The 24,549-nt window shown below is 44.8% G+C and carries 17 protein-coding genes; all 17 read right to left on the reverse strand.

What is annotated here, in order from left to right; translation table 11 throughout:
* Window positions 1-9 precede the first annotated feature (9 nt).
* Entirely contained in the window at window positions 10-3,426 is a 3,417-nt protein-coding gene (locus BC643_RS16695) for a TonB-dependent receptor (RefSeq protein WP_211338123.1), read from the reverse strand.
* A gap of 168 nt (window positions 3,427-3,594) precedes the next feature.
* Complete coding sequence (locus BC643_RS16700; RefSeq protein ID WP_120274414.1) at window positions 3,595-4,617, reverse strand: FecR family protein; 1,023 nt, start codon at window positions 4,615-4,617, stop codon at window positions 3,595-3,597.
* A gap of 79 nt (window positions 4,618-4,696) precedes the next feature.
* Window positions 4,697-5,290 (reverse strand): RNA polymerase sigma factor, encoded by a 594-nt coding sequence (locus tag BC643_RS16705; protein WP_120274415.1) that lies wholly within the window; start codon window positions 5,288-5,290, stop codon window positions 4,697-4,699.
* Between the two features lie 176 nt (window positions 5,291-5,466).
* Window positions 5,467-6,522: a VOC family protein gene (locus BC643_RS16710; protein ID WP_120274416.1), complete on the reverse strand. Its 1,056-nt coding sequence runs from the start codon at window positions 6,520-6,522 to the stop codon at window positions 5,467-5,469.
* A gap of 27 nt (window positions 6,523-6,549) precedes the next feature.
* Complete coding sequence (locus BC643_RS16715) at window positions 6,550-7,344, reverse strand: SDR family oxidoreductase (RefSeq protein WP_120274694.1); 795 nt, start codon at window positions 7,342-7,344, stop codon at window positions 6,550-6,552.
* A gap of 21 nt (window positions 7,345-7,365) precedes the next feature.
* Complete coding sequence (locus tag BC643_RS16720) at window positions 7,366-9,807, reverse strand: DUF5686 and carboxypeptidase-like regulatory domain-containing protein (RefSeq protein WP_120274417.1); 2,442 nt, start codon at window positions 9,805-9,807, stop codon at window positions 7,366-7,368.
* Between the two features lie 10 nt (window positions 9,808-9,817).
* On the reverse strand, window positions 9,818-10,414 hold the full coding sequence (locus tag BC643_RS16725; RefSeq protein WP_120274695.1) for a CDP-alcohol phosphatidyltransferase family protein: 597 nt from the start codon (window positions 10,412-10,414) through the stop codon (window positions 9,818-9,820).
* A 20-nt stretch (window positions 10,415-10,434) separates the two neighbouring features.
* Window positions 10,435-11,535 (reverse strand): SDR family oxidoreductase, encoded by a 1,101-nt coding sequence (locus BC643_RS16730; protein ID WP_120274418.1) that lies wholly within the window; start codon window positions 11,533-11,535, stop codon window positions 10,435-10,437.
* Window positions 11,536-11,627: 92 nt separating this feature from the next.
* On the reverse strand, window positions 11,628-12,302 hold the full coding sequence (locus BC643_RS16735; protein ID WP_120274419.1) for a phosphatidate cytidylyltransferase: 675 nt from the start codon (window positions 12,300-12,302) through the stop codon (window positions 11,628-11,630).
* 16 nt (window positions 12,303-12,318) lie between these two features.
* Complete coding sequence (locus BC643_RS16740; RefSeq protein ID WP_120274420.1) at window positions 12,319-13,047, reverse strand: phosphatidate cytidylyltransferase; 729 nt, start codon at window positions 13,045-13,047, stop codon at window positions 12,319-12,321.
* Between the two features lie 14 nt (window positions 13,048-13,061).
* Window positions 13,062-13,856 carry a sulfite exporter TauE/SafE family protein gene (locus tag BC643_RS16745; RefSeq protein ID WP_120274421.1) on the reverse strand — a complete coding sequence of 265 codons (795 nt, stop codon included), beginning with the start codon at window positions 13,854-13,856 and terminating at the stop codon, window positions 13,062-13,064.
* A 38-nt stretch (window positions 13,857-13,894) separates the two neighbouring features.
* Window positions 13,895-14,653: an outer membrane lipoprotein-sorting protein gene (locus tag BC643_RS16750; RefSeq protein WP_120274422.1), complete on the reverse strand. Its 759-nt coding sequence runs from the start codon at window positions 14,651-14,653 to the stop codon at window positions 13,895-13,897.
* A 13-nt stretch (window positions 14,654-14,666) separates the two neighbouring features.
* A complete protein-coding gene (locus tag BC643_RS16755) occupies window positions 14,667-16,916 on the reverse strand; it encodes an efflux RND transporter permease subunit (protein WP_245995010.1) in 2,250 nt (749 codons plus the stop codon).
* Between the two features lie 755 nt (window positions 16,917-17,671).
* Window positions 17,672-20,395: a bifunctional YncE family protein/alkaline phosphatase family protein gene (locus tag BC643_RS16760; protein WP_211338124.1), complete on the reverse strand. Its 2,724-nt coding sequence runs from the start codon at window positions 20,393-20,395 to the stop codon at window positions 17,672-17,674.
* A 154-nt stretch (window positions 20,396-20,549) separates the two neighbouring features.
* A complete protein-coding gene (gene phnW, locus BC643_RS16765) occupies window positions 20,550-21,665 on the reverse strand; it encodes a 2-aminoethylphosphonate--pyruvate transaminase (RefSeq protein WP_120274423.1) in 1,116 nt (371 codons plus the stop codon).
* A 12-nt stretch (window positions 21,666-21,677) separates the two neighbouring features.
* On the reverse strand, window positions 21,678-23,036 hold the full coding sequence (locus BC643_RS16770; RefSeq protein ID WP_211338125.1) for a DUF5690 family protein: 1,359 nt from the start codon (window positions 23,034-23,036) through the stop codon (window positions 21,678-21,680).
* A 3-nt stretch (window positions 23,037-23,039) separates the two neighbouring features.
* On the reverse strand, window positions 23,040-24,383 hold the full coding sequence (locus BC643_RS16775) for an aspartate aminotransferase family protein (protein ID WP_120274424.1): 1,344 nt from the start codon (window positions 24,381-24,383) through the stop codon (window positions 23,040-23,042).
* Window positions 24,384-24,549: the final 166 nt, after the last annotated feature.

Below are 24,549 nucleotides of genomic sequence, written 5' to 3' on the forward strand. Positions count from 1 at the left end.
TTTTACTTATCAAAAGTTTAAAATCAAATTAAAGGTGTACGTAGGAGTCAGCGGGTAACGTCCCGTATCAATTCCAATAGCCTGATTCGCACTGGAAGCATTGCTTCCCACATAAGATCCTACCTCCGGATCGTAGCCGGTGTACTTGGTTAGCGTGTACAAGTTCTGAGCACTGACTGCCAAACGGCAATTCTGGATGTATTTCACTTTTGTCAAGAATGACTTTGGCACCGTGTACCCGAGGGTAATATTTTTAAGTTTCACAAACGAGCCGTCTTCCACCCAGCGGCTGGAGAAGCGCGTCCAGTTGCCGTTCGGTCCGTACGAGATACGCGGCAGATCGGTGTCTGCATTTACGATGTAAACATCACCAGCTTCAGTCGTCGCTATCTGAGCATAATCGGCAGCATCGGCCATGAGGTTTCGTCCCAAATTAATTTGCGATGGATTTGAGTTAACCATGCGGACGTAGTTATAAATGTCGTTCCCGTAGTTAAAGGTGATCAGCACGCTCAGGTCAAATCCTTTAAAGGCAAAGTTATTGGTGAAACCACCGAAGAACTTCGGCCATGGATTACCGATGTAGGTACGGTCGTTCACATCAACCACTCCTTCGGCGCCATCTTCGCCACCAACGTTTTTGTATTTCACGTCGCCAACCCAAACGCCATCTTCACTAATATCGAGGCGATTACCGTTGGAATCAGTCGGAATTACACTGTTGTAAATTTCATCTACCGATTGGAAAAGTCCATCATACTTGTAGCCCATGAACATCCAGGGCGACTGTCCAACAGCTGTTCGCTGCGTCCAGTTGTTCATCCACCACGATGTGCGATCGAAGAATCCAAGCTCACTGTTCAAACTTTCAACCTTCGTATTTACACCCGAAATGTTGAAATTCATATCCCATCGGAAATTGTGTGTTTGAATGTTCGTTGAAGTCAGACTGAACGCCCATCCCCGGTTTTTGATCTCGCCGGAGTTAACGGTTGGAGGGCCTGCGCCACCATTACCCGAACCACCCATGAATCCAGGTTGGCTGGCATCAAAAATCAGGTTCTTGGTTTTTTTTTCGTACAAATCACCTTCAATTTGAATCCGGTTATCAAACAAGTGAATATTGAAACCGATGTTGTTGGTCAAGGTTTCTTCCCATTTCAAATCGGGGTTGGCAATCTTGCTTGGCGAGAAACCAGTTCCCCACTCTGTAGCCGTTGTTTGCATCGGTGAATAAATCCCGGATCCCCAGCCCGAGTTACCGGTCAAACCGGTTTCGAAACGAAACTTCAGTTCGTTCATAAACGGAATGTTGAACCAGCTTTCGTTGCTGATTCTCCAGGCTACCGAACCAGCAGGGAAATAACCCCAGCGGTTGTTCGCACCAAAGTTTGACGAACCATCACCCCGGATTGATCCTTGGAGGATGTAGCGCTCATCGTAGTCGTAACGCAGACGGAACATATAAGACTCCATAGCCCACGAGTTGCTTCCGCCGCTTGCTACAGAAGTGGCCTCGTCTCCGGCATTCAAATCCAGAATGTCGTTTGTCAGGAAACCTTCGCGATAACCGGTATTTTGCTTCCAGGTACCTTCCTTGTACTCGTGCAGCACGGTAGCATCCAGCGAGTGATCCCCAAATTTCCGGTCATAGGTGAGTTGTTGTTCCCAACTGTAGAAAGTACTTACGCTTGTAAAATCACTAAAGGAAGCCCGGTCATTCACATACCAGCCAATTTTCATTTTCGGATTGAAATAAATGGCATTTTGCGTGTTGTAACTTCCGTTTACCGAAGTACGGAAAACAAGCCCTTTGACGATATCAGCATTCAAGCTAAAACCACCGTTCAGCTCTCGCCGGACATTCTCGTTGGTTCTCAAACTGGCAATCGCGATCGGGTTAACGGGAGCATATTGGTTGGAGCCCTCTTTGGTTTCAAAGCCGCCCCAGCTGCCGTCGATATTTCTCACCGGAACTTGCGGTGTATTTTGTAAAGCATTGCTGATAACCCCTTCTGAAGTCGTGGTCAAAGCTTCCCGTATCTGTCTGAAGTTAGCGGTTTCACTCAGGTGCAACCACTTACGAGGTTCCTGCGAGGTATTGATACGAAGGTTGTAGCGCTTAAATTCCGATCCGATTGCCACACCTTCCTGGTTCAGCATTTCCCCTGAAATATAATAGGTTGAAAACTCGCCCGCACCACTTACGCTTAACTGGTGCTTTTGCATCGGCGCATTCTTGAAAAGCTCTTCTTGCCAATTTGTTCCTTCGCCTAAAATCGATGGATCCAGAAATTCTTCCGGAGTGGTACCGCCAGCAATGGCATGAAACTCTTTCACCATTTGCGCATATTCCCGGAGGTTCATCACATCCAGGTGCTGCGGTGTCATTTGAACGGAGTACGAGAAATTATAGGCGATGTCGGCAGTTCCGCGCTTGCCTCGTTTGGTGGTAATTATCACAACACCGTTGGTTGCTCGGGAACCATATACCGCTGTTGCCGACGGTCCTTGAAGAATCTGAACATCCTCGATATCCGACGGGTTGATACCCGCCAGCGGGTTCGAAGAACTGGTGTTTCCATAGCTCACCGACGAGCCTTCCACCTGCAATCCGTCAATCACGTACAAAGGTTCGGTGGAGCCGTTGATGGTGCTCACACCGCGAATAACCATCGACATGCCACCGCCGGGTTGCCCTGAGTTCTGCGTCACGTAAACACCGGCTGCCCGACCCTGAATGGCCTGTTCCATCGTCGTGTTCACAGTTTTCTCCATTTGCTCCGTCGACACACTGACCTGGGCCGTTGTTAAATTCGTTTTCTTGACACTTCCGTAACCAACGGCTACAACCTCTTCAAGGCCAATCGTTCCTTCCTGCATAACAACATCGATCACAGTCCGTCCACCAACCAGCACTTCCTGAGGCTCCATTCCCATAAAAGAGAAAAGTAAAGTTGCGTTCGCCGGGACGTCCGGTAGCGAATAAACGCCATCAATATCGGTAATGGTTCCCTTGGTGGTTCCCTTTACCACGATGGTTACACCGGGAAGCGGTTCTCCACTTCTACTTTTAACCTTTCCGGTTATTTTGAGATCCTGAGCAACTCCCCCCTTCACATTTCCCGGCGATAGTACAACCTGGCGATCCATGATCGTGTAATTCACCGATCCGTCTTTAAACAGATCCTGCAAAGCTTCCCGGATGTCTGCCCCATTTGTGTTCAGCGAGTACTTTCGGGTCAAATCAAGTTCCGAGCGGTTGTACGCAAACCGATACATGGTTTGACTTTCAATTTGCATCAGAATTTCTTCCAACTGCGCATTCTGTTGAGTAATCGATATTTTTGATGATTGCGTGTAGGAATCGAGCGCAAACGATTCGAATACACAAACCAACATGAAAATAAGTGCTATACGCATCATAAGAAAAACTTTTTTAAAGGCATGATGATCCCACACCTCACACCTGTTCATTTTTTTCATAAATTTGGTTGTTAGTGAAATTTATAAACTCATAGATTTTGCAATCGAAGCAGGACGGCATGGCGGTGCTTTCCTGCTTTTCTGTTTTAGTCCGTATCGTACATTTTTCTATTTTAGTTTTAGTATTATTTTTTTCTTCGTGAAACTGTCATTTTCCGACTGGCTGCGTTCAACAACCTCGTATTTAACCGGGAAAAGCGTTGCAATCAAAGCCAATGCTTCATCGAGTGTCTCGTCCTCCAGAACCAATCGTATCTTCTTATCCTTCAGCTCGGGCGATCCCAATTCAATGTCCGTATTGTAAAACCGGCTCAACTTCACACAGGCTTCCTCCAGCGGAATATCTTTCAGTACAAGCCGGCCGTCTTTCCAGGCCAAAAAATCGTCGACCTTAACGACAGATTTAGATATGGTGTTTTCGGAAATATTGTAAACTATCCGCTCGTTGGGCAATAGCTTTTCTACGGGTTTCTCGCTCATCGATAACTGAACACTTCCCTGCTCAAGTACGATCTCACATGTGTTTTCGGCGGAATAAGAGGCCACATTGAAGCGTGTTCCCAAAACCTCAATCGCCAGTTTCGACGGTGTCTCTACCCGAAACGGATGATCACGATCCAGATGAACCACATCAAAATAGGCCAGACCATCCAGTTCAACTGTGCGCACTGAGTTATCTTCGGTAGAATATTTCAGTGTGGAATTGTATCCCAACCAACCTGTTGTGCCGTCGGGCAAAACAAATTGACTTCGGAAACCATTGTGTGAATAAAATTGGATTGGATGTGAGGCAGATGAGTCGGAACGGCCCGCTGAAAAATAGATAGCTCCTGCAATTAAAATCCCAACGACCAGTATTGCAGCAACTTGACTTGCGCGGAAAAGCAGGCGATTTTTACGCTCCCGGTTGGTTTCGGAGACCGATATCAACGACAACAACTTGTAGAAATTCCGGCTGGCGTCAAACTCCTGCTCCGGTTGAACATCCAGGTTTCTCCATTGATCCCGAAAAACCTCTTTTACTTCCTCATTCGAATCTGACCCGGCAAAATATTCACCGAGTTTTCGATGGTCGGCTAAGCTACCTTTCTGGTGAAAAAGGCGGTTTATTCGATTTTTTTCAATAGTCATTTTTGAGGTTTAGTTTTACCGGTTATATCCTCAAGCGGAAAAAACGTACCTCTTCAATTCAATCTTTTTTCAAAAAATTTTATTGATAAAACAGGAAGAAGAAATAAAACTCGGTGATTTCGCGATCAGAAGACATGGCTGAAAGTAAAAACTTGCGGGCGATTGACAACTGATTTTTGACAAACTGCTCCGACAAACTTAAGCGTCGGGCTATTTCGCCGTTTTTCAATTCGTGTTGGTAGCGAAGCAGGAAGATTTCACGTCGACGCTCGGGCAACTCATCGGCTAGTTTCCGGAATTTCTGCATAAAACGTTTGTAATCGAGTTCTTCCTCATTTTTAGCAGTCACTGCCAGATACTCCGTCGCAAACTCGCGCAAATAGCGTTGTTCGCGACATTTCTTCAAATATCGTTTCCGGATGTTGTTGTAGGCAATCGTAAACAGGTACGACTGAAAAGATGTGTCTGTCTTCAGCGTTTCCCGGTTCTCCCAGATTTTTAAAAACACCTCATTCAATACATCCTCAGCATCCTGCTTTTCCTGCAAATATTTTTTCGAGAAGTGGTACACTCTCAGGCTGTATTTATCATACAATAAATGGAATGCCTGCAGATTTCCATTCCGAACTTGATTCACAAGCGCATCGTCAGTAATTTTTTCCTCTGCGTGCAATGTTGTTCGCTATTCAGTTGTTGTTGGATAACAACGAATATAGAAGATTTTTTGAAAATTACAATTATGCTTTATAAAAAGTAGCAGCTGTTATTGAAGCAGTTTTCTTATCCAAAAGCTATCATAAAAAAAGCACCTCCATTGGAGATGCTTTTGAATATTATCGTGATGATCTTTTAATCTTTTACGCGGTTAAACCGAAGTGTTTTGACCATCCAGTCGGGCAGCGATTTTTTCGGGTCTCGTCCTTTCAGGTTCATGTACCAGCCGAGCTTTTCGATAATCGGCAGCTTGTGCGTTTCAACAAACTCGATTGGCGTACCGTCCGGATCGGAGATGTATGAAAAATGACCTGCGGCTACGCCCATGTCGAAACTGTCGGCGCTATTGACGGTGAAAGGAAAACCTTTCTGTTCACATTCCTTTTGCAGCAATTCCATTCCCTGAATATCGAAACAAAGGTGAATGTAGCCCAATTCGCCCCAAATACGGTCTCTGAAAATATGATCGGGTTTGCGCTCCAGGGCCTGCACCAACTCGATTTGGGTAGGACCTAAAATTTTGCTGAAAGGTCCGGTGCGTGGTTTGTGTTTCAACAACACACGGCGATATTTTTCGTTTCCGCCAGGCAGAACAGCAAAATCGTCGAACACGCCGGATTTATCGTAAACAACTTCACTGTACTCCAAAATATCCGCATAAACTTTTTGGGCCTCTTCAATATCCGATACACCAATCACGGTTCCGGCAACACCGCCGGTCTGCGATTTTTGCATCATGTAAATATGATGATCTTCAACCACCTCGAAAATATTGTTGTACGGATCTTTCAGGTAGTAATGTGAATTTCCTTGCGGATCCTTCGTCAACTCACTTAACAGATCTACTCCGGCGGCTTTGTGAGCAGTGTACGCTTTTGCAACGTCGTGGCACTTCATTTTGACAATGAAGATACCCGTGTCGCCCAACTTCACATCAAACACGGGAGCTTTCGGGCTGATTTGGGTATGTTGCCAAATCTCGAAACCACCTCCACCTTCCATGTTCATGGCCAATGCGGCGTAACGGTCACACTCCTGACCATTTGTATAGTGCTTCATCAACTTCGCTGTCGCGGTGTCTTCAAACACATTAATGTCCATGCCAAACACCTTTCGGTACCACTTCCAGGCCTCCCGGGCATTCACTACTCCAACACCAACTTGCTGGATGCCGCTAATATTTTTCTTCATAAAGGGTGTATTAAACGAGCTTACGCCCTAATTTTTAATGTTAGTTACCATCTTGTAGAACAGGGCCGGCAAAAAACGACGGATATGAACCATCAGCAACTCTTTCTTTCCCACAAGCACTTCTTTCCGGTTCTTTTTGATCGCCTTTACAATTTGAACAGCACATTCGTCAGCAGGCATACCGTTTGACTGCCCGTCATCCATCTTGTTGTAGGCCTCTCCGCTTTCCGTAATCGCGTTTTTCGATACGTTTGTATTCACTCTTCCCGGCGAAACAATCGTCACATCAACATGCTCATTCACCAATTCGGCACGCAAAGCTTCAAAATAGCCTTGCAAAGCATGCTTGGACGCGCTGTAGGCCGTGCGCCACGGAAAACCAAATTTACCGGTAATGCTGCTGATTACCACCAAATGACCGGAACCTTGTTGCAGCATTTGTTGCAGCACCTGTTTCGATAAAGCAATTATACTAAAAAAGTTCAGTTCCATCACCTGCCGGTCAATCGACACCGGTGTGTCTTTCGCCAGGGAACGCTGGCTGCGTCCGGCATTGTTGATCAGAAAATCAATGCGTCCGGTTTGTGCGATAACCGAATCTACCAGATTGGCAATTTCATCCGTCTTTGATAAATCAGCAGGCTGCACCCAACATTTCGACGTGTACTGAAGGCATTTTTCACGAACCTCTTCCAATTTTGCCTGGTTGCGGGCCGACAGTACCAATAAAGCTCCTTCGCGGGCAAATTCGTAAGCCAGTGCCTCTCCGATTCCCGAAGATGCACCCGTAATCCAAACAACTTTATTTTTGAGGTTTTTCATTCCTAGTTTTTTATCCGGCAACTAAAAACTCATTTCTGTGCGGAAAAAGATACCATTTTTATACGTAAAATCACTATTGCGATAGGTTCCTCCCAGTTGCCGCACATATTCTACGCGAAGCACCTTAAAAATATTGGTTACACCAAAACCAATCTCGGCGTAGGGCGCATTTTTACTGTTATCGTAATATTCGGGTAAATCGAAGACGCCCTTGTATGAATCAGTCAGCTTCCCGTAATGCACCTTCAGCGACACCACTTCACGTAACTTTAGTTTCCGAACCAATGGAACCCGGTTCAGCAACACACCTCCCCCATTCAGGTGCGCATGCAAGTTGGTATACACGTTGTGTGCAAATGAAGCATGATGCAACAGGTTGAAACGGAACTTGGCATAGCCCAACGACATCGATCCAACCGGCAGATCCAACTGATCGAAGGGTGCATCACCAAAGAGGTAGCCACCATTCAGCATGTAGTTGACAAACATTTGCCCAAGCAAAATTCGACCTTGAATAGAAGAATGGAAACGTGCATAAAATCCAAGGTCGTCCTCCATTCCCGGAACTGACAAACGGCCAATATCTGCTCCGACATCAATCACCGGAATCGGGTCGACGTAATAAATCCGATCAAAGAAATAACGGTCGTAGTGCTGTCCGAAGGCAAAACGCGCATCAACCAGCACGCCGTAGTTCGTATATTTATTGTACGGAACCCCATCCTTGGTAAACGACACATAAGGCGTGGCATAGTTCCAGTTCACGTAGGGCGATGCCTCCAAATGGATATCGCTTGGCGCGTTGTATTCAATCCGTCCCTCCAGGTATTTTTCCTCCTTCAAATAAGGGTTCTTTTCCTTTGTTGTAAAAACAGCAATGAAGTTACTGTTCCCTTTATTGTTGGGATTGTGCTTGACGAAACGCAAAAAGCGATCCTGCGAAATCAGGTTATAGTCGTTAAAGTATTTGAACCGAAACAAAAATTTATCCGTCTCGCCGGGTTGAAAGTCGAAATTGGCGCCGTACTTAAATTCCTTGTTCGCGGTTCCGTAACCGAGAAATCCACCGACGGAGAAACGCTCAAACATTTGCTCGCTCGTGCGCAGCGGAATGGTAATCCGATTCCCTTCAATCTTGTTGGTCGAATAAATATCGAAGACCGGCCCGACATCAATTTTCCCCATGTTGAAGAAACTCGTGAGCGCCACGCCCCCTACTTTATCAACATTCTTGACAATCGGCTGCTTCTTCAGGTTGTCAACACTTTGATAGGTTTCGGCATCCAACTGGTCAACCGCGAACTCGGGCTGTGTTTTCCAATCTTTGGCTTTCACATCCGCCAGCCGAGGTGAAGTGGAATAACTGGTTGTTTTATTGATCAGCCAGTTCCCGCTCGACACACTTTCCAGCCGCTTGGAGGCGTAACTAGTCGTCGAATCTTTATTGGCAAACAACGACATGTTGATGTCCACTTTCTGCTCATCGAAAAAGTAATTACCCTCCTGGTCGGTTTGATACACTACGCTTCCGCGAAACCCATTGATAAAGTTCAGGTTCGCCTTTTCCGAAATGTAAGCATCAATCTTCGTTAAAGCATAGGTTTCTGCATCAACTGTGAAACTACCCGAAAACAGCGGATTGCGCAGGTTTTTCGGAGCATAGGTCAGCTGGTAAAACTTGTGCCCGTTCTGATAGATGGTATCGTTGAAATAGTAATTGTAGTACAACAAAGCGGAACGACTAATCGGCGACACGTATCCCCGATCCATGATCTGGATATTCTCGTCGTAAAAGTCCATCGAGACCGCCACATTTTTCAACACAAAACTTTCGATGAACGATTCAGAACGCGGGAAAATCCCGTCCTTCTTCAAATAAGCCACTTTCACCGAATCCGCTGAAACATCTTCGCCTTTCTCTGCCAGGTAAATTGGCGAAAACTGCATGTCATGTCCTTCCAAACTGACCGTTATATCGGACATGTTGTCGAAGAAGCGGCTCACCTTCGCTGTTGTATCCACAGCAATATAAACCGTCGTATTTTCAATCGACTTGTAGTTCTTGACATTTGCCAACCGATCCCGGTTTTCTTTCTTATTCTTCTGAATGAGGTTGAAAACCACCCGGGCAAAAGGAACTTCCGACTTAACCGTCACCTCGTCAATTTGCTTGACATCCTGTTTCAGTTCAACCCGCAGTTCCCTCCCAACTTTACTGAGAAGAAATTCCTGCTCGACGTAGCCCACAGTCGAAACCGCTAGCGTATCACCTTTGGGCCCGTTTATTGAAAAACGTCCATCCAGATCCGACTGGGTTCCCTGCATCGTTCCTTTAATCCAAATGTTGGCAAAAGGAATGGCTTCCTTTGTTGCAGCATCCACCACAACACCGGAAATACCTTGTGCGAAAACCCCGGAACTTACAACGACCAGAAAAATGGCGATAGTAAATATCCTTGACATTGGGCTGAATTTATTGTCTGCTTTTCTCGCTTTTCATAAGCCAGTAAAGCCCTTTCACACCGATACGGATATCGTCAAGCTTTAGCAGAACAAAAATCTTTTCGACATAGGCAATTACTCCCCAGCCAACGGCCAGGTAATACATCCAGGTGTAAAAGCCAAAAACGAAAAGAATAAAAAAGAATATACTTTGAATGTAGCCGGCCGAAACAGCCGAATAAAGGTGCAAACCGGGTATTTTACCAAAACGGGTAAACGCCACGATATAGCTGAGCACAAAAACCGTCAGGAATAGGTACAACAGCCAGGCATGCGGTTCAATATCCGTCCACTTAAAGATGAACAGCCCCAACAGGGCCATGGCGTAAGTACAAATGTCGGCCAGGTTATCGAGAGCAGCTCCAAAGTTCGTTTGAAGTTTGAAAAAACGGGCAATATTTCCGTCAAGCACATCACTTACCAAGCTAATGCAAAGCAAGATGACATACCATTTTTCCTGTCCGGTTAATGCGAAGTAAAATATGACGGGGAAAGCCAGCAGCCGGTAAAAACTAATAAAATTCGGCACATTCAGGATCTTCTCCCCTCTAACTGTTAATTGTTTCATTTTTCTGTTGTTCAATTTGATTAACAAGCGACTTGCGCTTTCTTGTCTGTTGCGTTCCCAAGGAAATTTTCCAGCATTAACCGCACGGAGTCATCGCTTAGGTTATCAACCTCAACCTGTAAGCCTTCGTCCAGCTTGGTGGTATCGAATGAAAGATTCGTACCGGTGTAGCTGGCGGTAAACGACATACCGATTGAAATAATCCGCTCGTAAGCGTCCATTTCCGCTTTCTCCAAATCCATTTGCGGAATCAGCTCAATAGGCAGCAACTCACCCAAAGTCTTCAAAATAAATTGATTCTTGATTGCACGTTTAGCAACCATATTCATGATTACCGGGAGTTCTTTCACCTTCACCGTCTGCATCAGGTAAGTCACAACGGTGTCAATCGGAATCAGGTTCTGAGTCGATTCCGGATCAACTTTTACCCTCAGTTTCAGATTTGCATGGCGATTAGCCAAACTTTGAATCCGTCGAGAAAAATCGAAGATACCATAGTCAGTAGCGGTTACACCGGTTTTGCTGTTACCAACAACCTGTGATAAACGCAGGATATGACCTTTCAATCCTTCATTTTCCATGTGCTTACGGATCAGGTTTTCGGCAAAGCGTTTCGATTGTTCATAGTAATTACGAAACTCAGAGATGTCTGCATTTTCGTAAAACTTCTCTTCGAACATGCCGTCAAATTTACCGCACGAATAAGCAGTACTTACAAAGAAGAAACGACACTCTTTGCCTGCAAATTTCGAGAATACCCGAACTGAGTTTTGAACACCGTCCATGTTGGTTTGGAAGATTTCATCTTTTGCTTTGAAATCATATTTGAGACTGGCTGCAAAATGGTAGTAATCCACTTCCCCATCGAAAAGTTCCTTCAACGTTTGTTCTTCAATACCGAAGTTTTCATCCAGCAGCGAGTAATCCAGGATTTTCAGATTCTCCGGCTTCTTAAACGCACCTTGCGTTATTTCAATCATCGCTTTCTGCATTCGCTTCTCAGCCGGGTTCTTATCGTTTCCCCGAACCAAAGCGATAACCTCGTAGTTTTGCTGCAACAACTCTTCTATAAAGTTTGATGCAACATAGCCGTTGGCTCCATTGATTATAATTCTCTTCATGAAAGTAATTTTTAGCTTTTTTCTTTTAACTTGTTTGTTTTCAGGCTGTAATTATATCTTAATCATTTAAACTCAAATTTCATTCAAAATGTTTACATAAACAGGACTAAAACCAGCACCACACTAAGCGGTATCGATAAATTGTCCGATCCTCTCCAACTCATTAATTCTCCGAGTGTACTGGCAACTGCAATCAGTGCTGCGAGCCAAAACGTGTGGAAATCGAAGACTTCTTTATGAAAATAAAGTGCAATAATGCTAATGATGAAACTCGTCACCAGGAAGGCTCCTGAACCGAGCCATGTCTTATTCAGCTTATGTCCGAAAATTTTAATGCGTCCGTTGTAATTCTTGATATTGATCCCGAGGATGGCAGCCATGGGGTCGCAAACCGCAAGAATTAACATAGGCAGAATATACAGCAACTTATTATCCAGCAAACTGGAGATCAAAAAGGTAACATAAATCGACAAAGGAAGCAAGTAACTACCGATGGATTTACGCTCGATATCGTGAATTGACTTCAATTGCTTACTGTACTGGGTAATGAACAAAGCTGCAAAAAACAGCAAGGCCAATATCAAAATGTACCAGTGCGATGGAAATATGTAAGGCAAAGGAATGACTGCTAGGGTTGCGACAAGGTGAGCAAACTTACGCGTGAATTCCCCCTTGAGGTTCAACCTGCGATAATTCAACTCGTTAAATGCCAATAGCAATACAATTCCTATTAAATATAAAACCGATAGAACAACGACATTTCCCATTTCGTTTCAGATCCCTTTAAAAGTTTAACACATAAACACAGAAAGCAACCCAGGCTCCACCCGCAATGAGGCTATCGAAGCGGTCGAGAAAACCACCGTGACCGGGAATTAACTTACTGTAGTCTTTTACTTGATATTTTCGTTTGTAGTACGATGCGGCAATATCGCCCAGGAAGGCGAAAACAACGATCCCGGCAGCTAAAAGCACCGACTCGAGCCAGCTTCCATCGTACAATCTTTTTAATACAAAAGCGCTGGCAACGGCAAACAAAGCGCCGCCAACAACTCCACCCAACGTCTTATTCGGACTTATTTCGGGCAGAATTCTCGTTTTCCCAAACAGCTGTCCACTAATCTGGCTGAATGCGTCGAAAATCGAAAGTACCAGGAACGAGAACAGAATCAATTCTTTCGACAAACCACTGAACAGGAAAAAGCCGATTGTGAGCACGAAATACAAAAGCAGTGAAAAGCCGAAGAATACTTTGTTCTCCAGATTCCGTCGATTAAACAGGCGAAATAACTCGACAACTCCGACCAGTCCAATAACAAGCGCCAGGTACCGGAAAACAACCGGATTGAGTACAATACTGAAAAACAGAATATTGATAATGAAAAAGTAGGCAATAAACTTCGTATAACTTTCCCGTGCAACGGCAGGATCCTTTTTGCGGTTAATCAGGTAAAAACCGATTCCTCCCAGCACAAAGTAGACCAATATGATAATGTAAATCGTTTGAATCATCTCTTTTTTTAAACTTATCCAACAATCATTAAAACTCCCAGCGCCACCATGACGGCAGCGTACCAATACCTGGCTTTATTTTCCGATTTATTGACTTTTGACTTGGTAAGCAATTTCGGCCCGGCCAATGCTCCGACAACAGAACCAACTGTTAAAAATCCAACCAAAGTCAAGTCGATTTGCCCAACCAGGAAATGGGCTCCAATGGCAAAAATTGTGTTCACCAATACAATTAGCAATGACGTTCCAATAACCAGTTTAATTGGAATCCGAAGGGAAAACAATCCGGCCAAAACCGGCGCCGTTCCGCTTGTACCAAATGTTCCAGTAATCACTCCTGCAAAAAATCCAAAGAAAGAAGTCTTTCCAATTTTCTCTTTTTGGGTCAGCTCAACGCACTCACCATTGTTTTCGGCTTTCTTCTTTTTATAAGTATCGCGTACAATATTCGCAGCCATCAAAATGGAATAGATTCCAAAGCTGGTTTTCAACATCTCCGAACTTATACGACTGGTAATACCAGCCCCAACAAAAGCGCCGATGACACCGACTGCAGCAAACATCAGTGCCACTTTCACATCCACATTCTGATGCCGAAAATGGCCGGCCGATCCCACCAAACCAATCGGCAAAGTAGCCACCAGCGAGGTAATTACTGCTGTTTGAGTAGGCACATGCAAAAGCAACGTGAGGATCGGCAAAAAGAAGAAGCCGCCTCCCCCGCCCAGCATCGTGCCAAACAAGCCAATAATAAATCCCAGCAACGGCAGGATAAAGTAAATCGTTTCTATAGGTGAATGCGATATCATCTTAACTTGGCAAATCCGGTATTGTTCTTTTTTGAAAATCAGCTTGCGGAAACAAGCTTGAAGTCCTCGATATTCACGTTGGTCAGGTATTCCAACTGAACAACAAGCAGACGGGAACTCTTACCACTTTTAAAATTTTTCACTTCTATTTCGCGCGGATACATTTTCGCTTCCGCTCCACGTACACTTATGTAGTCTGAAAGGTCCGTCTGTGTTGTCAGGTTACCTTTCGAATCGAATGTTTCGATGCGCAGCAGTTCTTCTTTATCAACCGACACAAATGCCATGTCGTACTCATCTTCATCGTCTTTATGCATTTTGATGACGTGGCATTGCACACCGTTTATTTCTTGCTTGCCCACAATATCCATGTTTGTTCCGGCACTGATGACCGAGCTAAACTGATTGATTGGGATTTCGCTGCCCAGCATTTTCAAGTTTCGCTGACTTGCGCGAATTTTTTGAATTTTCCCGGTAGCCGGCATGTAAATCTCAATAATTCCCCGTTGATCTTTCGAATCTGTGGTGAGGATTTTTGTACCGTTAATATTTTCAGGAGCTGTCACCTCAACCATCACTTTCTTCTCGTCACCAAACTGAGCGAACGAAACTTTCATCGATTTTGTCTTCTCATTACCCTTGGCATCGAAAGTTTGCAGATCGAGCACCAGGTGAACATTTTTGAGCGACAGTTTTTCCTTTGAGCTTTCGTATATTTTTCGGGCTTCAACACTTTCGCCGGCAAACAGCTTCAGTGTTAGAATAATCAGCCCGGTAAGAATCATCAACTTTCTCATGTATACTAATTTTCTAGAATTCTAAGAATTTGGGTTTATAAACAACAATGATGGCCGGAATCAACAACAGCGCGCAAATCAGGCATGCAAAAATTGACACGACCACCAAAACACCAAAGAAGCGCAAGGGAGCAAAACTTGAAAAAATAAGTGCAGAAAAGCCAACAATCACTGACAGTGCGTTGAAGACGATTCCACGCCCTGCGGTCTGCAGGGTCTTGGTCACAGCTAAGCTTCGGTCCTTGCAAACGATATATTCAGCCTTGTACCGCCACAGAAAGTGGATGGTGTAATCCACTCCAACCCCAATCATAATCGAGGATAACAAAGCAGTAACAATATCCAGCGGGATATTCAGAACACCCATCAGTCCAAAAAGGAACAATGATGATAAGAGCAAAGGTAAACTACCTTTTGTACCCGCGGCAAAAGATTTGAATATTATTGTCAATAAAATAAAGATAATCAGCAATGCCAGGATCATCGAGGATATCTGTCCCTGAATGACCATATCGGCAATTTGGATTTTCGAAAGCCCCGGACCTGCAATAAAAGCGACATTCGGATCGCCTTTCGTCATGTCCTTCAACGCTTTTAAAACCTTCTTCCCGGTTTGGTTACTTCCGTCGGTTAAACTAACCAGAATCCTGGCGTGCTGATAATTGTAATCAATAAACTGCGAAACCTGCCCTTCGTAGCCGCTCATCGAAATCAGTTCCAGGTATTGCTCGGCCTCTGCCTCCGATTGTGGCAACTGGCCGTAACCCGGTTCTCCGGGCTCGTTCAGCCCTTTGCTCAGCTCACGCATGAAAATGCTTGGAGAAATTATGTTTCCGATTCCACTCACCGTTTCCATTTTCTGAGTGTACTCATCCATGCGCTTTAATGTTTCCGGCGCGAGTACATCTCCGGCAAAAAGGACAGAAACATATTGCGAGCCGCCAAACTTTTGATTGACCAGTTCAATTCCTTTTTTGATATCAGACTTACCGGTAAAATAGCTTTCTACGTTGGTGTCAACTTTCAACAACATCATTCCGCCAACGCTCAAAATCGCAACCCCGGCAAAAGTTCCTAACACCGTTTTCGGAGCCTTTGAAATCCAGGTTGAAAACCGATTCAAAATCCGGTCAACTAACGAGATTTTTCCTTCGTTTTCTTGTCGGTTCACTTTAGGCTTACGGTAAAAGGTCAACAAAACCGGCACCAAATAGAGGCTCATCAACAACGCCGTACCGATACCGAATGATGCCAGAATACCTAACTGTGCCGCTGGAGCCATTTTATGAGAAAGCAGCCCCAACATACCGCCGATTGTTGTTAAAGCCGTGATAACAATTGGCTTTCGGAGTTCCCGATTGATCAGCACAGCAATTTCTTTCAAACCAGTCACGCTTCCCTCGCGATACTTTTCCTGGTATAAATTGATAAGATGGATACTATAGTCGTTGGCAATTGCGATCAACATAATTGGGAGTAAAACTGAAATCAGTGAAATTTCCCAACCAAGTGCGCCCATCAAACCAAATGAAAAAACGATCGATAAAATAACGACCACAAAAGGCAACACGACTCCTTTCCATTCCCGAAACGAAAAATACAGCATAAGTACCATCAGCACCAATGCTGCGGGTAACAATGTCAGCAAGTCTGTCTTAATATACGATTTGATTGACTGACGGATGTAGGGCAAGCCACCAAGGTAAATTTGATCGTCTCCCGGGTTCACATCAATCACTTGTTGAATATCCGGTACAATTTTATTGTCAGCAACATCGGGTGATTTCGAAAGAATAATCGCGGTAGCTGTCAAGTCTTTCGAAACAAACCGCTTTCCCATTTCGTTGGTCAGCAAACGCTTTCCGAGATTTGCCAGCCCAACAGAATCAGAAGAAATATCTGTGATGATCGGATCAAATGAGGTAAATCCGTCCTCAAGCTTAATCTCCAAAACATCGCGGATAGACATGCAACGCTCTACACCGTCAACATCAGCCAATTCATCGGTAAGTTTTGTGAGTCGATCAAATGTTTCCGGGTTAATAATTCCGTGACCGTTCGTCAGGATCAGCATGATTTTCTCGTTACCTCCAAACAGGCTGTCGAGCTTCTGCATGTAGACATGGTTGCCAACACCGCCGGGAATGTAGTCATTGAAGCTGGGATTAATTCTCAACCGATCAAATTGGGTAACCGCGACTGCCGTAAATACGACCAAAATCGCCACCAACCAAAGTCTATATTTTGAAATCAGATTTTCCAATTAACTAAAGTTGTCTTTGAGGTATTTATTCACTCGAGCCCGCGTACTCATTTATACATTTAAATATATAAACATATAAATCCTTGCAAATATAATCGGATTTCCGAGCATCAATCTGAATACTTTCTCTTATTTACTTCAACTGTACTCATATAAGCTTTCTGTATCCTTAACTTATCCAACAAGCTTCAAATCCTCAAATCAATGATTCAATTCATGTTACAACTAAAAAATTACAAATACGATACCTAATTAGCATATTGGTCGAATAACTACTTAGAGATGAATTAATCCGATGATCCTCAATAAAGAGCGAATGCTTGAATCTGATATTAATTTTCAGTTAAGCTAAGCTTCACTTTTTATAAAATTTCCACCGAGCACCCCTCACAAGATATTGCTTTCCCTAAACAATTAAGCCTGTTATTCCGTGTTTAACAACTACTTTTATCGTCCCGTCCCCAAACGGAAAATGCAATCATTCTGTACAATACATTTTCAAAATGGCGGCAGTTTAACGACAACTGTGTTTTTGGGCAAACCGACCAAATCCGTATTTGAGTAGCAAACTTAAATATTTTTCTTCAATTTGAACGATCCCTGTTTTTTACAATTTTCACGAACCACCCAACGACGCAGAGTTAAAAATGCAGGGGAAACCTTCAGAAGCGGGCAACTGAGACAATAAAAAAGAGCAGCTCTTTCGAACTGCTCTTCTATCGTATTCCTAACGAAAATCTGTATTGACTATCAAGCTAATCCTCATCGTAATTTTTCTGAAAGTCTTCACGTGCATCATCCACATCATCCATGTCCGGACCCTGTTCAATTTTAGTCCAATCAATCGTTTTGTGGTATTTCTTCATTGCAAGCTCAGCATCGAAAATCCGACTATCATGGCGTTCCAACGTGTACGGCGTAAAATCCGGTTCATCTGTAAAGAAGTCCTGTAACAACGAAGCTGTCAAATCGAAATGATTGACATTGGGTACATCCAGGATATTATAGATTGTTTTCAGAATAGCACCAAAATTGGCATGGGTGTGCGAAACGTAGCCATGCTTCACGTAAGGTCCCGCCATCATCAACACCGAGCGGTGCCCGTCGATGTGGTCAACTCCACCCTGCGGATCATCCTCGGTGATAATCACCAGCATGTCTTTCCAGTATTTGGTGCGCGACAAAAAGTGAAGCACACGTCCCACTGCCAAATCATTGTCAACCATGTAAGATTGTCGGTAAGGATAACCATCTTCCGGTCGCGGGCCTGTTCCGTGATCGTTCGGAATCATCATGGTCACAAAAGCCGGCATTTCGCATTCCCCGTCAATCCACTTTTCCGTAAACTCTTTTTCAAACTGATCCATCCGATACTGATCCGGAATATTCATATTATAACCGGCATAGTTATGACTGGTTCGCTTAAACAAAGCTTTTGGCATCGGAATCATTACCGCGTGCGCCGCTCCGGTATTAGTATCGTACCACTCTTCGCGTTCGTGCCCCGACTCGTTAGCCTGTCCGAAGTTGTAAAAGTCGACACCGCGGCGCTCCATAGCTTCCCACATTCCGCCAATCTCGCCGTAATCTTCCGGGTCGATACTTCCAATAGTCTGTGGCGGACGCCGGCCTTCAGCTTTGGAGAACCACTTGGCCGTTTTCGAAGTAGCTGCATTGGCTTCCACCCATTCGTTCGGAATGACGCCAACCAACCAGTGGTGCCCATGCACCGAAGCATCGCTGTCGCAGTAATAATTATCGGAAAAAGCAAACTGCTTAGCGGCCTTGATGTGGTTCGGAGAAATCCGAAGATTCGGGAACAATCCCTGCACCGAATCAGGCAACGTATAAGTGTTGTTTACGCCGAAGCGAGCCAGGGTACTGTCACCAATAGCGCCATTTTTCAGTTGTCCGAAAATCTCGTCGTAGGTACGGTTTTCCTTGGTTATGTAGACAATGTGTTTAATCGGACTTTGACGTAAACCTGCCACTGGGGGCAACGGATTAGTTCCATCGTCCTCCACCTCCGTTTCTTTGAATGTGTTGCCAATGGCCTGCTTCGTATATTCAGCTAATTTTTCGGTCGTAGGCACTGCTACCTTCTGAAAACTCCCCAGCTGAATTTGATTCACATTACTGCCCTGCACAGGTGCCACAAAACCTTGTCCGCCCGTTGGGCCAGCTCCCCATCCCCGGCAGGTAATGATGTAAAGATCTTTGTCATCATTCGACAGCTCCACACGCGTTGGTCCCCATCCGGAAGGAATTAATCCAGTAGTCGTCCGGGAAGGGATATCGATTACCGCAACAGCATTAAAACCAAGCAAGGCCACGTAAAGTGTTTTCTCGTCTTTCGACATAGTAATTCCGAAGGGAAGTAGCCCGCGCACATGGTCAATCCGATCATCAATTTTAATTGGAATTCGGCCAACCAGCTCCTGTGTTCTGTAATCAATAATTGCCACATTATCGTTCGTAGCATTGGTCACATAGGCATATTCGCGGCCCACAGCAATTGAGTTCGGACTGGCACCGCCAACAACTTCCGCATCCTCTACGGTTTCACCAACCAGGTAGCCGGTTTTAAACTTACTGATCACCGTATCCTGTTCAAGGTCGATCGTGAAAACGCTCATCGCATCCAGGCTATTGGGATCGCCAAGACCAGGAATTTGCTTGCCTTCCACCAAAGTGCCGTTTCGAGATTCCGGCGTATTTTCACCATACGGGTGATGCGAAATCATCAAATCTTTCACATTCTCGGGCGTTGCCCCGGTAATGAGCGGATAAGAATAAACGCCCACATTGGCCACAAATGCCTGCTTTCGATCGGGACTAATGGCAATACCAAAAGGCTGTCGACCAACCCGCACCGAGCCGGTTATTTTTTTCGTATCCAGGTTTAACCGAACCATACGAAAATTCGCCCGATCCAACACCAAAAGCTCGTTTTTATCCGGATCATAAACCAGATCGGAGGTAAAACTATCTTCGAAATCTTCGCCCTTGAATTTTCCATCAAGTGAAATGCTACCCACCTTTTGGAGCTTTTCAAGATCATAAATTACAACATCGCCATTGTCGCCTCCGCTGAGGTACACATAGCGGGAATCGCCACCAAACGACACCCCCAGATATGAGCCTTTCACCAACGGCGAAGGAACACTTCCGTCGTAACTGGGTACTCGCTGAACCATCAACTTTTCGGTATCAACAATTGTGATCACGCCATTGTGAAGCGTCACCGCCTTTTTCCCATCGGGCGAAATAGCCATGCCATACGGATCGTTTGTTATTGGCAAAACCTCGCCAACAGGAGTCACAAAACGCCCCGAAGGCAACACCGTTATTCCATCGTGATCGATCTTGCAATACTGATCACGCCCCGGAACCTGCAATACTTTTACCGTTTGAACTGTCGGCTTACAAGCCCCCATTGCCAAAACAAGAGCTGCCAACAAATAGGATTTCATATTCATGAAAATAAGTTTTTAATAACCCACACTACATATTTCGTCACAACGCAAAATAGTCGTCCTGAATGGGAAATCAATTGCAATATTTTAATCTTTCAATGTCATTCCGATTACTTTTCACCTGAATGCCAGCCGAACCGGGCGGGATGAATTCGTCTTACCAAAATTTAACCTGACCGATCGTCTGCACCAGCATTTCCATATCCGAAGGATAAACTTCGCCGATGTTTCCAATACGGAAAGTGTCGCCCTGCGTCACTTTTCCGGGGTAAATCACGAAGCCTTTTTCCTTCAGGCGATCATATAATTCCTTGAACACATATTTTTCAGATGATGGCGAACGAAAAGAAGTAATGATCGGAGAATGCAATTCATCGGGCAAAAGGGTTTCGAAGCCGATACTCCGCATCCCCGAGACCAACGTCTTTTGATTCGTACAGTATCGCTCAAAGCGTTTCTCTACACCACCTTCCTGCTCCAATTCCAACAAGGCCTGCAAAAAGGCGCGCACCACATGCGTTGGTGATGTAAAGCGCCACTTGCCTCCGCCATTCTCCATCGTATTCCACTGATCGTACAAATCGAGCGACAACGAACGCGCCTGACCTTCGCATTTCGCCAACTCATGTTTGTCGGCGATAATGAATGAAAAACCAGGCACTCCCTGAATACACTTATTTGGCGAACTAATCAGAAAATCAGCACCCCAATCCCTCATATCCAGCGGAATACCACCAAAGCTGCTCATGGCATCGAGGATACAAACGATATTCCGACTCTTCGCTTCAGCCAGTACCTCGCGAACAGGATTCAGAATGCCGGTTGTGGTTTCGCAGTGAACAACTGCAAGATGTGTGATATCCGGGTTTTCGTCCAGCATGCGTTTGAGTTCTCCGATTTCAGGAGGATTAACCTCAGACAAAGCATAAACCAGGTGATTGATTTTCAACGCTTGTGCAATTTGAACCATTCGGGTACCGTACGCACCATTGGCAATCACGAGCAACTTTCCATCAGCGGGTACAGCCGAACCAATCACTGATTCCACTCCGAAACTACCACTCCCCTGCATCAACACAGAAGTATAGTTTTCCGGATTGCGACTTGCTAACTGCACCAAACGGCCGCGGATTTCCTGTACAATATTATGGTTGTAATCGTCGTCCCAGGTACACCAGTCGCGCAACATAACCGCCTTTACCGTTTTGCTGGTCGACAAAGGACCAGGCGTTAACAACAAGTAAGGATTATCAGGCAATGAATTTAGTTCCATCGTTTTATTCGTTTATTTATTTGTTCTGTTGATTAAAAACTCCGGAGCGGTCGCCAAATCTTTTTCCTGCTCTGCCCCGATGGCATCCTTTTGGAAACGTCGATATTTGACGTTAAAATACACCATCGACAACGCCATCAATACCAGTCCCACGAGCGAAAACCAAAACCCGGAGAGACTAAAGAATTTCACCCAGCTAATATTTGGCGTATAAAAGTTTTTGTAGAGCACAACTCCCAAGCTCCCGAGGTAACCGAAGGCATCGGACACATAGATCAAAAATCCAATATTACTGATGTACCGAAAGGATGAGATTAACCGCTCGTACAAAAAGGCATTAAACGGAACATAGCCCAAATAGAGCCCAATTCCCATCAATATCATCCACAGTTTCCCTTGGATCAATTGCCTTTCGAATAGCAAAGTAGAGGCAATGACAACCAGAAAACCGATAAAAATGATAGCCAGAATGATATTGAAAGCTTTGAAATTTGATCGCACAAAAGTTACCAAAGCCAGTGAAAGCAAAGTAAACACAGCAACCGGCAATTCGGCCACAGTGAAAATGGATGCATCGTTTCCATACCCGAGCGAATCCCATATTTCTGCAGAAAAATTGTCGCGCAATTCCCTGAAGATGGTCAGAAACACATAGGTTAAAACCAGCAATAAAATACCGATCGAAAATTTGGCCAAAAATGCTCTGCGCTCAGCCTTGTTCATTGGCGCTCGTTTGGTTCGTAGCCGTTCGTCTTCAGCTGTTGGCGGAGGAACCGCATCGAGGAAGAAAACCGAAACAACCAAGGGGATGGCAAAAATCAAACCGGTAATAAAGGGCATCGCAAATTCGCTTACCCCAAAATGAAGCATTACCAGACCACCAACTGTTTTGACAACTCCGGATGCAACAATAAAACTGACACACAACCCTGCTCCCAGCAACTCGGTTAACCGGCGTCCTTCGAGGTAGCTAAAAACAGCTCCCCAAATCATCCCCAAGGGCAAACCGTTGAAAAACATGAAAATAAAATTGTATGGTTGCGGCACCACCCAAAACAGCAACAATGCGACCTCTGCAGCACCAACAAGCGCCAAAATATAGTAGGTACGCGCATTGTTGGTCATTTCCGAGATATATTTGATGCCCAGAAACTTACTTAATGTGTACCCAATTACCTGTGAGGTGATGAGCCATATCTTGTAGTCGACTCCCCACAGACTCAAATCTTCGAAGGTGCCAACCGTAAAAGGCTTTCGAAAAGCATACATACACGAGTAAACAAAGAACGCCGTAAACGACGCATACAACGCAAAAACCCAAGAGGGTTGTCGCGACAACCAACTGCTAATTTTCAGTTTAATTCCTTCCATACACTATTTATTCACTTTTATAATTGCATTTTCCAGGATGCCGAGCGCTTGCTCCAGTTCTTCCTGCGAGATTGTGATTGGCGGGCAAAGGTTGATCACACTTCCCTGCGATACTTTAAAACTCAAACCGTTTTTCAGGCAATCGTACATCACTTTCTCGCCTTCGGCAAATGCCCGCTCCTTGGTTTCGCGATCCGTTACCAAATCAACGCCCCACAACAATCCAATACCGCGAACATCTCCTATTATTTCATAACGCTCTTTCATTTCCAACAAGCGCTTTTGCATCAAAGCCCCCAATTCATTCGCGCGGGCCACAATACTTTCTTTCTCTATAAAATTCAAAACAGCCAATCCGGCAGCACTTCCGAGCGGTGATTTCTCGTGCGTAAAATGGCCCACCGAATGTTCGGCAGCCCCATTGAAACGATCGTTGGTCAGCACCGCGGCCATTGGGAAAACACCTCCACCCAAAGCCTTACCGATTGTGACAATATCGGGTGTGATTCCATAGTGCTCAAAAGCAAAGAACTTCCCGGTTCTACCCATCGCAATCGGGATTTCATCTAGTATCAATACAACTCCATATTCATCGCAAAGAGCCCTAATTTTCTGCCAAAAGTTTTTCGAAGGAATCTGTACATCTGTATTCCGAACGGTTTCGGCAATCAACGCACCGACATCTCCTTCGTTCTCAAACACCTGCCGAATCAACTCTACATAAACATTCTGATCCGGATCGTCTTTCCAGGGCTGACGATAAAACTCGGGCTGCGGAACATGCTGCACACCCGTCATCAACGGCCCGATTCCTTTCCGAAATGGCGCTTCACCGCCAACCGAAATCGTGTCGAGACCTCCCCCGTGAAAAGCACCCCACATGGAAACAACCTTGAATTTTCCGGTTGCAATCCGAGCCAGTTTCAATGCCATCGAGTTTGCTTCAGATCCTCCCGGAGCAAACAAAACCCGGTTCAAACCAGGCGCCAACGAAGTTAACCTTTCCGCCAATTCAATGGCTACCCGATTGGTATATCGGCGAGGCGAAAAAGGAAGCTTATGCATCATTTTCGACACAGCTTCAACCACTTCCCGATTACCATGCCCCAGCTGGTGCAAATTATTACCGTGAAAGTCCAGTATTTTTTTCCCCGAAGTGGTAATCAGGTAAGAGCCCTCAACCCGGTCCAGCACATCCAGACAAGGTGTCGACAAAGCCTGGTGAATAAATGCACCGGCATCCTGATGTAACAAATCAACGGTCTCATCCGCCAATTCCGTCATCCACACTTTCCGACCTTCGGTGAGGTTGATGTCCCCTTCAACCCGGAGTATTTTATCTTCCATGTTTACTATTATTAAACTTTACCATTAAACTGAAGCCTAAAATAACACCTCATGAGTTAAATCGAGGTTTAACATCTATTAATTAATTATTAAACACTTAACTACTTTTTCAAAGAACCTGTTTTTTCCTTAAATTTGTGATGTCAACTAAAACAAGAAATTTACT

The organism is Mangrovibacterium diazotrophicum, assembly GCF_003610535.1.
Taxonomy (GTDB): Bacteria; Bacteroidota; Bacteroidia; order Bacteroidales; family Prolixibacteraceae; genus Mangrovibacterium; species Mangrovibacterium diazotrophicum.

Excerpts from the sequence above, each read along its gene's own strand:
- BC643_RS16770 (WP_211338125.1), bottom strand. The coding sequence starts at position 23,036 with ATGGAAGGAATTAAACTGAAAATTAGCAGTTGGTTGTCGCGACAACCC.
- BC643_RS16750 (WP_120274422.1), bottom strand. The coding sequence starts at position 14,653 with ATGAGAAAGTTGATGATTCTTACCGGGCTGATTATTCTAACACTGAAG.
- BC643_RS16735 (WP_120274419.1), bottom strand. The coding sequence starts at position 12,302 with ATGGGAAATGTCGTTGTTCTATCGGTTTTATATTTAATAGGAATTGTA.
- BC643_RS16700 (WP_120274414.1), bottom strand. The coding sequence starts at position 4,617 with ATGACTATTGAAAAAAATCGAATAAACCGCCTTTTTCACCAGAAAGGT.
- BC643_RS16775 (WP_120274424.1), bottom strand. The coding sequence starts at position 24,383 with ATGGAAGATAAAATACTCCGGGTTGAAGGGGACATCAACCTCACCGAA.
- BC643_RS16695 (WP_211338123.1), bottom strand. The coding sequence starts at position 3,426 with ATGATGCGTATAGCACTTATTTTCATGTTGGTTTGTGTATTCGAATCG.
- BC643_RS16715 (WP_120274694.1), bottom strand. The coding sequence starts at position 7,344 with ATGAAAAACCTCAAAAATAAAGTTGTTTGGATTACGGGTGCATCTTCG.
- BC643_RS16730 (WP_120274418.1), bottom strand. The coding sequence starts at position 11,535 with ATGAAGAGAATTATAATCAATGGAGCCAACGGCTATGTTGCATCAAAC.
- BC643_RS16710 (WP_120274416.1), bottom strand. The coding sequence starts at position 6,522 with ATGAAGAAAAATATTAGCGGCATCCAGCAAGTTGGTGTTGGAGTAGTG.
- BC643_RS16745 (WP_120274421.1), bottom strand. The coding sequence starts at position 13,856 with ATGATATCGCATTCACCTATAGAAACGATTTACTTTATCCTGCCGTTG.
- BC643_RS16725 (WP_120274695.1), bottom strand. The coding sequence starts at position 10,414 with ATGAAACAATTAACAGTTAGAGGGGAGAAGATCCTGAATGTGCCGAAT.
- BC643_RS16760 (WP_211338124.1), bottom strand. The coding sequence starts at position 20,395 with ATGAATATGAAATCCTATTTGTTGGCAGCTCTTGTTTTGGCAATGGGG.
- BC643_RS16740 (WP_120274420.1), bottom strand. The coding sequence starts at position 13,047 with ATGATTCAAACGATTTACATTATCATATTGGTCTACTTTGTGCTGGGA.
- phnW (WP_120274423.1), bottom strand. The coding sequence starts at position 21,665 with ATGGAACTAAATTCATTGCCTGATAATCCTTACTTGTTGTTAACGCCT.
- BC643_RS16720 (WP_120274417.1), bottom strand. The coding sequence starts at position 9,807 with ATGTCAAGGATATTTACTATCGCCATTTTTCTGGTCGTTGTAAGTTCC.